Source organism: Paeniglutamicibacter sp. (assembly GCF_046714615.1).
Taxonomy (GTDB): Bacteria; Actinomycetota; Actinomycetes; order Actinomycetales; family Micrococcaceae; genus Paeniglutamicibacter.
In genome coordinates this window covers 26,345-38,858 of sequence record NZ_JBKKAP010000105.1, presented here as the reverse complement: position 1 = coordinate 38,858, position 12,514 = coordinate 26,345, and the positions used below count along the sequence as shown (strand labels likewise).

At 65.0% G+C, this 12,514-nt stretch carries 10 protein-coding genes; 2 read left to right on the top strand and 8 right to left on the bottom strand.

Features of this window, described 5'->3' with window-relative positions; translation table 11 throughout:
• The first annotated feature begins 4 nt into the window (after window positions 1-4).
• Both ACLQ7E_RS13070 and ACLQ7E_RS13065 read left to right on the top strand, forming a co-directional pair.
• Entirely contained in the window at window positions 5-742 is a 738-nt protein-coding gene (locus tag ACLQ7E_RS13070; RefSeq protein ID WP_411733010.1) for a YceI family protein, read from the top strand.
• Window positions 743-1,088: 346 nt separating this feature from the next.
• A complete protein-coding gene (locus ACLQ7E_RS13065) occupies window positions 1,089-2,111 on the top strand; it encodes a DUF808 domain-containing protein (protein WP_411733009.1) in 1,023 nt (340 codons plus the stop codon).
• A 337-nt stretch (window positions 2,112-2,448) separates the two neighbouring features.
• Here the strand turns inward: ACLQ7E_RS13065 and ACLQ7E_RS13060 are convergent, their stop codons facing one another.
• The 8 genes from ACLQ7E_RS13060 to ACLQ7E_RS13025 form a co-directional block, all read right to left on the bottom strand.
• Complete coding sequence (locus ACLQ7E_RS13060) at window positions 2,449-3,216, bottom strand: SCO1664 family protein (RefSeq protein ID WP_411733008.1); 768 nt, start codon at window positions 3,214-3,216, stop codon at window positions 2,449-2,451.
• A complete protein-coding gene (locus ACLQ7E_RS13055) occupies window positions 3,216-3,776 on the bottom strand; it encodes a DUF3090 family protein (protein WP_411733007.1) in 561 nt (186 codons plus the stop codon). Before ACLQ7E_RS13055 ends, ACLQ7E_RS13060 begins: the two co-directional genes overlap by 1 nt.
• A gap of 9 nt (window positions 3,777-3,785) precedes the next feature.
• Complete coding sequence (locus tag ACLQ7E_RS13050; RefSeq protein ID WP_411733006.1) at window positions 3,786-4,493, bottom strand: MSMEG_4193 family putative phosphomutase; 708 nt, start codon at window positions 4,491-4,493, stop codon at window positions 3,786-3,788.
• Window positions 4,494-4,762: 269 nt separating this feature from the next.
• Window positions 4,763-6,448: a PHP domain-containing protein gene (locus ACLQ7E_RS13045; RefSeq protein ID WP_411733005.1), complete on the bottom strand. Its 1,686-nt coding sequence runs from the start codon at window positions 6,446-6,448 to the stop codon at window positions 4,763-4,765.
• A 467-nt stretch (window positions 6,449-6,915) separates the two neighbouring features.
• The gene (locus tag ACLQ7E_RS13040; RefSeq protein WP_411733004.1) at window positions 6,916-7,683 is read right to left on the bottom strand and encodes a hypothetical protein; all 768 of its coding nucleotides are present in this window, start codon (window positions 7,681-7,683) and stop codon (window positions 6,916-6,918) included.
• A gap of 77 nt (window positions 7,684-7,760) precedes the next feature.
• Window positions 7,761-8,486 (bottom strand): cyclodeaminase/cyclohydrolase family protein, encoded by a 726-nt coding sequence (locus ACLQ7E_RS13035; RefSeq protein ID WP_411733003.1) that lies wholly within the window; start codon window positions 8,484-8,486, stop codon window positions 7,761-7,763.
• A 146-nt stretch (window positions 8,487-8,632) separates the two neighbouring features.
• Window positions 8,633-9,412, bottom strand: a complete 780-nt coding sequence (locus tag ACLQ7E_RS13030) for a type 1 glutamine amidotransferase domain-containing protein (protein WP_411733002.1) — start codon at window positions 9,410-9,412, stop codon at window positions 8,633-8,635.
• Window positions 9,413-9,856: 444 nt separating this feature from the next.
• On the bottom strand, window positions 9,857-12,199 hold the full coding sequence (locus tag ACLQ7E_RS13025; protein WP_411733001.1) for a chromosome segregation ATPase: 2,343 nt from the start codon (window positions 12,197-12,199) through the stop codon (window positions 9,857-9,859).
• Between the last annotated feature and the right edge of the window lie 315 nt (window positions 12,200-12,514).

Sequence of the window (12,514 nt, the reverse complement as noted above, 5' to 3'; positions counted from 1 at the left end):
ACCCATGACCGACCAGCCGGCACCCGCTCGCCCGAAGAACAAGCGCTTGATATGGATCATCGCCCTGGTGGCGGCAATCGTTGTTGCGGGCATCTTCGTGGGCAGCCGCATCTATGCGGCCACCGTTTCCGCCCGGGCCGAGGCCGTTCCGACCTTGTCGGCAACGCCGACCGGCGAAGCGTCGAAAGCGACGGGGGAGAGCGGAGCCGCAACGGCAGCCGAGGACCACTCCGGCACCTGGACCGTCGGTGCCGGGTCTTTCGCCGGATACCGGCTGGATGAAGTCCTCAACGGAGCCGACGTGACCGTTACGGGACGCACCGAGGACGTGAGCGGTTCCCTGACCGTCGAGGACGACCGGCTGACGGCCGCGGACATCGAGCTGTCGGTGGACACCATCAGCACGGACTCCGATCGCCGCGACCAGTACTTCCGCACGACGGCCATCGACACCTCGCAGTACCCCGAGGCAACGTTCACGCTGACCGAACCCGTTGATGTGTCGGGGGCGCTTGAGGGTGACACGCAGAGCTTCGCCATCACCGGCGACCTCACCCTCAACGGCCAGACGGTTTCCGTGGATGCCAACGTCCAGGGCGTGTTGGCCGACGGCTCGGCACAGTTGGTCGGCCAGATCCCGATGACCTGGGCGGAATTCGGTGTCGAGGCGCCGAACCTCGGGTTCGTCGCCGTGGAGGACTCGGGCTTCATCGAGTTCTCGCTGAATGTCGCGCGGGGCTGAGAACGGCCGGAAAACGATGGGGAGCGCACCGCACTAGTGTTTGGTCAGCTAGGACCGTCACTGACGGAAAGTCAGTGAAGCCGTCGGGCCATGGTCTTCGAACTTGCCGTGTTGGGGTTCAACAAATTGGTTTTCGGCCATCGAACGCTGTCAGTTTTCGCCCACCGGCATCCCCTGCGGCGGGTCGGGAAACTTTCGACGGTCAGCCTTTCCTGTGCTGCCGACTCCCGTTTCCCTCGTCGCCGGTGTTCTATTCGCCGCCATATACTCGGAACATGCCAAATATGCGCCTTGACCGAGGCTTCCACGCTCAGCCGTCCGCCCTCGATCAGCACCGGGGTGCTCTGTGAGCGGCGGCCTCGTCGCCCTGCTGGACGATGTCGCGGCCCTGGCCCGCATCGCGGCCGCCTCGGTGGACGACGTCGCCGCCGGCGCCGCGAAGGCGGGAGCCAAGGCAGCCGGGGTGGTCATCGACGATGCCGCCGTCACCCCGCAGTACGTTTCCGGTGCCGACCCCTCCCGTGAACTGCCAATGATCAAGAAGATCTTTTGGGGTTCGCTGCGCAACAAGCTGCTGGTCATCCTGCCGGCGCTGTTGCTGATCAGCGCATTCCTCCCGGGGATCATTCCGTTCATCCTCATGGCCGGTGGCACCTACCTCTGCTACGAGGGCGCCGAAAAGGTGTGGCACAAGCTCCGCGGACACCATGAGGCGGAAAAATCCCCGGCGGTCGACCGCGGCCCGTCGGCGGAGGCCAAGGTCATCAAGGGCGCCATCACCACCGACTTCATCCTCTCCTGCGAGATCATGGTGATCTCCATGAACGAGGTGGCCACCGAGTCCCTGCTCTCGCGAGCCATCATCCTGGTCGTCGTGGCGCTCGCCATCACGGTGCTCGTGTACGGGGCCGTGGGGCTGATTGTGAAGATGGACGACATCGGCCTGCACCTGGCCACCAAGGACTCCGCGGGCGCAAAACGCTTCGGCGAGCTGCTGGTCAAGGGCATGCCCGCCGTGCTGGCCGCAATCACCTTTGTCGGGACGATCGCCATGTTGTGGGTAGGTGGCCATATCATGCTGCAAGGCGCATACGACCTCGGGTGGCATGCTCCCTACGACCTGGTCCATGTCCTCGAGACGCCTTTCGTCGAGATCCCCGCAATGGGCGGCTTCCTGGCCTGGCTCGTGAACACCCTGTGCTCGGCCATCCTCGGAATCATCTGGGGAAGTGTCGTCATGGCCATTGTGCGCCCGCTGATCAAGGCGCTGCCGATGGGCAAGACGAAGGGCGGACACGAGGAGGGCGACATCAGGGCAGAAATCGCCGGGTATCGGCCGGGGAAGGACAACGTCGATCCCGCCCCGTGACCGGGGGTACCAAGGAAAGTCTGCTGTCCGCACACGGGACGCATTTTCCAGCCAGTGCTCCAGCACCGTTCATTCCGGGTGTCACTTCTTCGGTGTCGTGCCGAGCCGCTTGATCTCCGGGATCGGGCAATCAGCATATTTATCCGGCAGGGCCCGGACCTGTTTGGTGCCCTCGGCGTGTGTTGTGCGCCGCAGTGGATGACAGTGGGGGGAGTCGCGCTGTCTGTCGGTGTGGCCTTCGGTTGCGGATTTCCCCGCTCGTCGGGATATCGATGTTGCCCATGGGCGGCGTCTGTATGACGACAGGCGCTTGATCCCGCCGGCAACTGTCCTTTCCCTAGAACAGCGGCCAGGGCACCGCCGGCATCCCACCGCTCGGAGCCGGAAACCGCCGGGCCAAGCGCAACCGCGTGCAACGTGCGCCGAGCGCGGAGATTTCTTCGGCGCTGAGCAAGTGCGCCAGGTCGCGTCCCAGCTGGCCGTGCAGTCCTTGATTGACACGGTCCACTCCGTCGAGTTCCTCTGCGCTCAGGGCGGCTCCCATCCAACCCCACAGCACCGTCCGCAGCTTGTGGTCACTGTGAAAAGTGAGCCCATGGTCCACGCCGTACCGATGTCCGTCCCCCATGGCAAGAACGTGGTTGCCTTTGCGGTCGGCATTGTTGATGACCACGTCGAAGACGGCCATGCGTCTGAGTGCCTGCGAGTCTTCATGGACGAGGGCGACTATCCGCCCCTCCTCATCCCGGCCCTCAAGAACATGCTTCCAGTCCGTTTGCGGCACGTCGTCCGCAATCACCAGGTCCACGGCATTCTGGGCGGGATCTTGCTCCTGCCAGAGCTGCACCATTCCTTCACCCAGCGGGCCGTCGCGCAGCCAGGTGTGCGGCACGACGTTCCAGCCCAGGGCCTGCGAGACCAGGTAGGCGGCCAGCTCCCGGTGGGCCAGGGCACCGTTGGGAAAATCCCACAGCGGCTGTTCACCTGCCATTGGCTTGTAGACGACCACCGCGTCGCCGATGCTGCCCATGAATGTGGCGTTTGAAGCCGTGGTGATGCGGCCGGTGAGCGTCAGCTCCGCGTTTGCCAGGTCGGGCGCCGGCATCAGTTCTCGGGAAGGGTGCAGGTGTGTCCGTCGGCGTCCATGGGGTAGCCGCAGAGCAGGCACATCGGACGCCCGGCAGCCACGACCTCGCGGGTGCGCTTGGCGAATGCCCGGGCGGAGCCTACCGGCATGCTCACCAGCAGCATTTCGTCCGCGTTGGGGTCAATCCCATCAGGCGATTCGACGTCTTCGTCATCGTTGTCATCGACATCAGTGATCGGGAAGGCCTTGATGACGACCTGAGCCGTCGTGGGGTCCCAACCCAGGCCCATGGCTCCGGACCGAAACTGTTCCTGGACGGCCTCGAGCTGGTCGTTGTCGACCAGTTCAATGGGCGTGCTCCTGGGAACGCTGAAGGGGTTGCCTTCAAGGGCCATAAGCTGGTCGAGAATTTCATCGACCTTCTCGGAAAGCAGAGCCGCCTGCTGCTTCTCAAAGGCAATACTGACGATCTGCGTCCCCGCGCGCACCTGCAGGTAGAAGGTGCGCGACCCCGCCAGGCCCATGGTGCCGACGATGACCCGATCAGGCCAGATGAACTCGTGAACACGTGTAGGCATGTAACCATCTTAGGCTCCTGAGGTTCGTGGCGCTTCCTGCCCTGCCCCGCCGCCCACCGGTGCGTCGCCAGAGGGGATGCTGTTCGCCAGCCACGCAAGATCCCCGGCGTCGGTGTTGGTCGCGTAGACGGTCGGCCGGGTGGCGCCATAGCGCACGATGGACACGGAGGCTGGGCCCACATTGATGCGCTGGAACAGATCAAGGTGCATGCCAAGTGCGTCGGCGAGGATTGACTTGATGAGGTCACCGTGGGTCACCGCAGCCCATACTGCCCCTGGCCCGTACTCTGCTTCGAAGGCTGCATCGTGGCGTCGAATCGCTGCCACCGAACGGGCCTGCATTGCGGCCATGGATTCTCCGCCGGGAAAGGTGACGGCGGACGGTTGCGACTGCACAACCGACCAGAGATTCTCGGTCGCGAGATCATCGAGCGTGCGGCCCTGCCACTGACCGTAATCGCACTCGATGAGATCCGGTTCGACCGGCGCGTACGGGATGCCGGCCTGGCGTTCGAGGACGAACTGGGCGGTCTGCCGGCAACGCTCCAGGGGGCTGGATACCACGGCGACCAAGGGCACGGCCGCGAGCCGGTCTCCGGCCCGAGCCGCCTGGTCGATCCCGATTTGGTCCAGACTGATGCCCGCTGCCCGACCGGCCAGCAGTCCAGCGGCATTGGCATTGGTGCGGCCGTGCCGCAAGAGAATAACTGTCGCCATCCACCCAGCATAGCCAGCGGCTCGACGGCCGCCGAACCTGGGCTTCGTCTCCGTGGAGGACTCCGGTTTCATCGAGTTCCCACTGAACGTCACGCAGGGCTGAGAACCGCCTAAAGGCGGAGTGGCAGTGAACTCGCATTAATGAATTGGCCAATTGCGGTTTGCGGGCCGAATTTGTTGTCGCCTGAGCAAAAACAGAGGCACCGCCAACCCGCCGACCCGGGGACTGGACCATGCTCGGCGGTCCAATTCCCGGTCGGCAGTCTGCCCTAGCGGACCTCTATGAGCACGGGGTTTGCGTAGAACCAGGTGTCGGCCCATGGATCCGCGTCTCCGGGATTGTTGCCATGCGCCTGGGGACCGTGCGGGTCGATTGCGGAGCCGTGGTAGCCCGCGCCGGTGCGGTTGCCGTCTCCGCCGCGGAAGCGCACGTAGAAGGATTCCTGAACGTCCTTGAACACGTGGCGCAGGGTGAAGGTGCCGCGGCGTCCGGTGGTGTTGAACGTGTGCAGGACCCGGGTCTGCGGCGCCCGCAGCTCGTCGGGGTCGGCGACCGGGCCGGTCACCGGCCCGCCGATGATATCGAGGAACGCGAGGTTCGGGACGATGCCTGCGGCGTTGGCGTAGTCGGTGGTCGTCACCGTGATGGAGACTTCGAGGTCGGTGCCGCGGTTCACCGCGGTCCGTGCTCCCAGTGTCACGCCGGGCCCGGCGAACCCCACCGGCTTGACGCGCACGTCCAGACCGGCAAGCAGGTGCCCGTGGTCCACCCACATGCGGCCCTGGCGCATCGCCTCGAGGACCTCGGCGTAGCCGCGGCCGGTGACGCCGGTGTGGGTGCGGCTGAACTGGCCGGGCCAGTAATCGGAACCGCCCTGCGGGACCCCGGTGTCCACCGGGTCCGGGCGTTTGCCCTCAACCGACCACTTCTCGAACTCGCTCCCCAGCGAGGTGTAGGGCTCGGTCTGCGGGTAGTCGCCGATCCGCTGGGTGTCGCGAACCGTGAGGTGGTTGTCCGAGTTGCTGGTGATGAAGAAGGGCTTGCCCTCGGCCAGCATCGAGTCCCAGACGCCGCCCACCGTTGCCGTGACCCAGTCGAAGCCGCCGTACGGGAGGTACTGGTCTTCCCGGTACCCCGGCCATGAATCGGGGCGGGGACGGTTGGTGTATTCGCCGCGCTGGTCGCCCGGGCCTCCGTTGGTGCCGACGCCGGACCCCTGGGCGCCGGGGGCGCCTTCCATGCCGATCATGACCTCCGGGTCAGCGTCGCGCCACCCGCGCAGCTCGTGGGGCGAGTCAATGCCCAGGCGCATGGGATGGTTCGCAAGGATGACCGCGTCCTCGATGTAGCCGCTGCGGCGCTGCTCACCCATCCAGGCGATGGCCTGCCGTGCCTTCGCTTCCCACAGCGAGGCCTCTGCCGCACTGCTGGGTTTTTCCCAGCCGTTGAGCTTGCCGTCCCACACCAACTCAAAGGTTCGCAGCACCGCCATCTCGTTGGGGCCCGGCACCACCAGCACCGAGCAGTGTTCGGCCGCGGGGATGTACCACTCGATGCCCTGGAAGATCAGGATGTCGTCCCGGGAGGCGCGCTGCGCGGCGATTTCGCGGTTGGAGTTTACGGCGCCGCCGTGGTTGGCGTGCCCGAAGTTGCTGTGCTCCGTGAACGCCAACCAGTCCACCCCGTAGCGGCGGGCGGCGTCGAGTTGCTGCGTAATCTTGTATTTGGCGTCGTGGCTGTATTGCGTGTGCACGTGGTGGTCGCCGACCAGCCAGGTCAGCTTCGGGTCGTTGCGTTTGGCCCCACTGCCGAAGCCTCCGGACTTCGCCTGCGCCGGACTTGCTTGCGCTGTGCCCCAGGCGGCGGCCCCGAGCAGCGCGGCGCCAGCGGCGAGTACCAGGCGCCGGCTGGTGCCGAAGCCCGCGAGTTCGCGGTCCGCGGTTTCGACGAGCAAAGCGTCTGTTGCTGGCTGGGCGTGATGCGGATGGTTGTCACACAAAGGTGAACTCCTTAGGAAGAAATCGCAGTCCCGCGAAGCGCAGGGTGGCGTGGAAGGACGCAGACCGATATCGGGATCCGCCGCTTAGGGAGACTACGTGGGCCAGGCAGACTGAAGTTTGCCGCGAGGTGAAGGAGAGGTGGCCGAACCAGGAGGCCGCAGGACGGCGGAAAGCGCCCAGGGGAATGCCAGGGCCTCGTCCTGGGCCAGGTGTGCGCGCCGGACCAACGAGTGCGGTCGAACGCCTGACGAATGGGCCGTTCGCTTAACCAAAAATTCACCGGTTCCCATCAAGGGAACCGGTGAATTTGTTTGTACTGATTCGGGCCACGAGGCCGGAATCGTGGGGCCATGCGCCATGCGCCATGCGCCATGCGCCGCGGGTCCGGGAACCGGGGTTCCCGGACCCGCGAACGAGCGAACTACTTCGAGACGCTCTTCGTGGTCGTTGACGTTGCCCAGGTGGCGGTCGGGACATGCAAACGGTAGGTCTTCTTCCTCGACTGCTTGATGGTGACAGTGGCCTTGCCCTTGGACAGGTTGGCAGTCTTGAGGGTCTTCCACGTCTTGCCGGATTTCACCTGCAGCTTGGCGCCCTTTGCGTTGTACTGCGTGTAGCGGTACTTGTCCGGTGCGTAGACCTGGGCCTTGGCCGTCAGGGTGACCTTGGAGCCAGAACGCTTGGCGGTTAGTGTGCTCTTGGTCTTTCCGCGGACGTAGAACTTCTTGCTGGTGTTGTCCGTATACGAGCTGTAGTCGGACATGTAGTCATCGAAGTAGCTATCGTAGTACTCGTACTCCGCATTGAGGTCGGCAGACCCCACCTTGTAGGTGCCAAGGCCCTGAAACGACGGGCAAATCATGGCACGATCGGTGATTTTGCGCCCTTCAAACCAGAGCATGCTGACCAATCCACCATTTCGGGTGACATCAACTGACCCGAAGGAGTCGACAAAGTCCGACTTCACCTTGGTGGAGGCAGTGACGGTGAGGTTCCGGCAATTCGAGTCTGAAACGGTGATGTTCGAGACCTTATAGCCGGTGATGTCGATGGGACGTTCGCTGGCCTGGGCCGGCGTGGCCGTCGCAAGCAGGCCGATGGCAAACGCTGCGGCGATGCCGAGGCCTGTGCCTCGACGCAATGCTGACTTGAACATATTGATTCCCCCAATGGAACGTGTGAGTGGCATGCAGCTAACTACATGACTAAGACCCAAAGCGTACGCAGCTATCATGACGGTTTGAAATTGGTGATGCCACGGGGGCGTCACGAATCCGTCTTGTCCGTCACCCGCGTCTGGCGGTGGGAGCTCGCTCGATGTTGGCCGTTACATTCCACGCCGTCGGTCGGAGCGGCACGGTGGTCGATCTCCGAGGTGAGGACATCGATGCGATCCAGCGCCGTGTTGAAGTCGCCGACAGTTTTCCAGAGGACCGGATGCTGTTCACGGACCTGATCCAAGGTGTTGCCACCGGAGGTCAGGGCAGCGAGGTCGTAACTGACATTGGTGCGCGCGCCTGCCGCCGTGGCCCTGAGCGCGCCGAACGCAACGACGACATCGGCGATAAGCGCGGGATTCCCGTTGACGGCCAGCCACGCCAGCGGCTCGATGGCTTGCTGCGCGTGTTGGCCGAGCACGGCGGATGCCTTGGCAGCCTCCACGGATGCCCGGGCTATCGCCGCATCACGCTCGGGACCAGGCTCCTGGCGGAACGCCGCTCCAAAGGCCCGGGATGCTGCCGCGTCAGCGTCGGCCAGTCGGAGTGCGGTCTTCCGTAGTGACTGCGCATGCAACCGAATGCGGCCAAGTTCAGCGCGCTCCGGCTCATCCACGGTGGTGTAGCCGGCGACCATCGATATCAGCGACGCTGCGATGCCCAGCATGACCCCGGCTCCGGCACCCCCGCCCGGCGAGCCGGTGGCCTCCTCCAAGGCCCTCGTCCATTCCTCAATGGTGGAGCTTTGGGTGGTTATCGCTTCAGTTGCATCCATGCCGGTGAGTCCGCCCTAAGGATCATGCCGCTGGTGTCACCCACGTCCCGGGATGGAATGGGGGATTTATTTTGATCGTGGAGGAAACGACGCCCGGATGGCCGCCCGTTTCCTGGGGCGGCCATCCATCTTATGCGTTGGCGGCGTCAGTGCTCGGTGTGCGCTTCGGCGGCTTTCTTGGCGGCCTTTTCGGCGTCCTTCTCGGCACGCAGGGCCTCGGCCTCGTCATGCTCCTCGGCCTTCTCCTGGTGGATGACCTCCGCCAGCAGCTTTTCCATTTCCTTGGCCACGCGGGCCGCGGAGGCGGGGTTCTGGCCGGTCACCAGGCGTTCGTCCACCACGACGTTCTCCGCCCAGTTATCCGCGGACACGTGGGTGGCGCCCTGTTCCTCCAGTCGGTCCGCCAGGAAGAACGGGATGGCTTTGTCCTTCCCCGCGGCAACCTCTTCGTCGTTGGTGAAGGCAGCCACCCTCCGGCCCTCGACGAGGCGGAACCCGTTCGCCAATTCCACGTTCACCAGGCCTGCAGGTCCGTGGCAGACCGCTCCCACCACGCCTCCCTTGTTGTAGATGCTGGCCACCAGCTTCTGCAGGCCTTCGCTGTCCGGGAAGTCCCACATGGTGCCGTGGCCTCCCACGAGGTAGACGGCGTCGTATTGGCCGGGATCAACGACGTCGACGCGGGCCGTGTTGTAGAGGCCGGCGCGCGTTGCCTCGTCCTGGGTGAAGGCAACCTGGATGGGATCTTCCGAATCCACCTTGCCTTGTGGGGGCTGGCCGCCCTTGATGGACGCGAAGTCGACGAAATGCCCGGAATCCTTGAAGACCTTCCAGGGATGTGCAGCCTCGGCTACGTTGTAGCCGGTCTTCTCTCCCGTATCGCCGATCTCGGAAACGCTGGTCAGAACCATGAGGATTTTCTTCATGAAGTGCTCCTTTCGTCCACTTCCCACCCTAGGCGGGCGACGGGCACGTGCCTACCCCCCCTCAGCGCGCCCGCCCCGCTCGACGCGATGACGGTTCGACAAGCCGAGCACCACCGGCTGGTCCAGGTCGGCGCCCTTGAACGCGCTCACCCCGCTGGCCCAACACGCAGTGTGAAGGCGCCGATGGGTACATGCGGGCCACCGATGGATGGGATCCGGGGGAGAGGATCCTGACCAGCGGGCGATTCCCGCCTTGCGTCGATCACCGGCGTTTCGATACGTGTGGCCCCGGGAGAGCAGTCCTACCGGGGCCATCCAAACCTGTCATGGTCAGCCGTGCCGGGCACGTAGGAAGGGACCGGCGATTGTGCCGATCCCTTCCTACATGCCCGAACCGTTCACGCGGCGGCGACGCCCGGCAGGACGGACCTGTCGGGCGCTCGATCAGGCGACGCATCCCCCAAGTGCTATCTGTCCGTCGATAGCCCGGATCTGGTTCTGGACGGTGCCGAGCTGATCCTGCAGGCCGATGACGGTTTTCTTCTGTGCTGCAATGGCGTCCTTGTTTGCGCCCTTCTTCGCCTGAAGTGTGTTGAGCTCCGTCTGGGCGTTCGTAACCTGGACGTCGAGCCTGGTCAGCTGTGCCTGCAGGTCTTTCAACTGGTTTTCGGTGGCGCTGATTTCGCCGTTGAGCCCGTTTAGCTGCGCCAGCAGCGGAGCCACCCTCGTCTGGAGGTCGAGAATTTCGGCTTCCTTCGTTGCGATCTGGCTATTGAGTCCGGTGAGGTCCGCCACCAGCTTGTCCATGTCGCCATTGAGGGCCGCGATCTCGCCTTGCTTCGCAGCCACCGCGGCGTTGTCGTCGGTTACCGCCTTCGCGAGGTCCGGCAACTGGCCCTGCAGGCCCTGGAGCTCGGCGTCCTTCGTGTCGACAGCGGCCTGCGCGGCAGTGCTGGCGGCAGTGGCGCCGGCCAGATCGTCTTTTAGCCCGTCGAGGACAAGCTTCTGGGCGGCGATGGCCTCCTGGCTGGCAGCCAGGCCCTCGGTCAGCGTCGGCAGTGCCGCTTCGAGGTCCGCCAGGACCTGCTGCTGCTCCGTGACGGCAGCCGCGGCGTCGGCCGCGGCGGCCTCAAGCGTGAGCAGCCCGTCCTGCAGCTCCGCGAGCTCGCCTTGCTTGGTGGTGACGGCACCGTTGGCTGCGGTGACGGCCGCCTGGAGGGCGGGGATTTGGTTCTTGAGGGCGGCGATCTCGGCTTGCTTCGTCGAGACGGCGTCGTTGGCGGCGGTCAGGGAGGCCTGGAGCGGCGCCGCCTGCTGCTGCAGGGCGCTGCTCTCCTGCTGCTTGGACAGGAGTTGGGAATTGAGGGTGTTGACCGCGTTTTGGAGCGTCGTCAGGTCTCCCTGGTACCCGGCAATCGTGGCGTTTTTGCTGGTGATCTGGGCATTTACTGCGGCCAGTTCGTCCTGCTTGGCCTTCCGCAGTGCCTGCAGACGAGCCTTCTCGACGTTGTCGCCTTTGGTGTCCGAGATCTGCTTGGTGAGATTTGAGATGTCGGCTTCCAGCTGTGTCTTGCTGGCGGTCAGCGCTGCGAGCTCCTGCTGCGCCGTCGCAAGCTGGGCTTGCTTGGCCGTGATTTCGGCGTTCTTCGCGGTGACCTGCTGCTGCAGTGCTGCGATTTCCGCCGTCACGGTTGCGAGCTTGTTGTTGTTGGCCGTGACCGCCGCGGCAGCGTCGGCGGCGGCGGAGCGTAAGGTATCGAGTTGCGCCTGCGCAGCGGCGATCTCCGTGTTCTTGGCCGCGAGTGCATCGGCGGCGTCCTGCGCTGCCGTCTGCAGCGCAGTCAGGTCGGTCTTGGCTGCGGAGATCGCGGCGTTTGTGGCATCGACAGCGGCCGCTGCGTCGGCCGCACGTCGTTGCACGTCGGCCAGCGTCGATTTGGCGTCTTCGATCTTGGCCAGCTGGGCGTCGACTTCCGCCTGGGCGGCGGTGCCTGCCCCCTCAAGGTGCTGCAGTTCGGCCACGGCGTCGCCGACGGCCTTCTGTGCCTCGCCAACGAGGGCTGCGGCAGCTTCTGCCGTGTCGGACAGTTCCGTCAGCTCTCTCTCCGCCTGGGCGATCTCGGTCTTTTTCCCCGCAAGTGCTTCTGCTGCCGCGGTGGCGTCGGCCTCGAGTGCTGTTCGTTCGACCTCCGCGGCGCTGATCTGGGCTTTTTTCGCACCGATCCGGGCCTCGACGTCCTCGGCGTTCTGCTGCAACTGTGCGGCGGCCTCCGTGGCCTGCGCTTTTGCTTCCTGCAGCGGTGCCAGCTGGTTTTCGGTGCTCAGCTTTTGCGCCTGCAGCTCCGCGAGCGCGCCTTGCGCGGCGAGAATGGCGTCGTTGGTGGTGGCTTGCTTGGCCTGAAGCGCGGTGAGGTTCTCACCGGCAGTCTTAAGCTGGGCATCGAGGTCCAGCGCCGCGGCGTCCAGCGCCGAAATGGCTGATTCCGCTTCGGCGATCTGGGCCTTCAGGCTGTCGGCGTTGGCCTGCAGCTGCGTCCGCTCGCCCTGGAGCCGGGCGATGATGTCGGCGTTCTTCTTGGCGGACGCCTTGAGCAGGTTCTCTTGCACGGTACCGCGGTGGGCCAACTGGTTCACCACCCCTGTGCAGATGCCTGTGGCCGCGCCGGTGGAACCGGTGGCTGCTGTTGCCGATGGAGCGAACAGCAGCATGCTGGTGAGGATGCCGGGCACGACGATGGCGGCGGCCAGCCGGCGGGTGAAGACAGAGTGATTCGACGGATTGAGCATTGAGTCCCCCCAAGGACATTGAAAATGCGGCCCCCATGGCCGAATCGTAGTGTCCACTCTAGGTGCGGAAGAAGGCCACCGGGCGGGTCGGCCATACTCGATTCTTGGTCTCGACTACCTGTTTTTCCCCAGGGTGTACTCGGTTTTGGTGGCTGTTTCGTTCCACGCCCCGCGTTGTTGGCGCGGGGGAGAGCCAAGTGCAGGACCCCGCATGGCCAGGATGCCCGGCCGTCCCGATCGGCTCCGCGGTCTGTGCCCTGAGCCGCGGACGGTTTCGGGAGGGGCCGGCCGGTGCCTTGCGGCCCCGCCACGGGA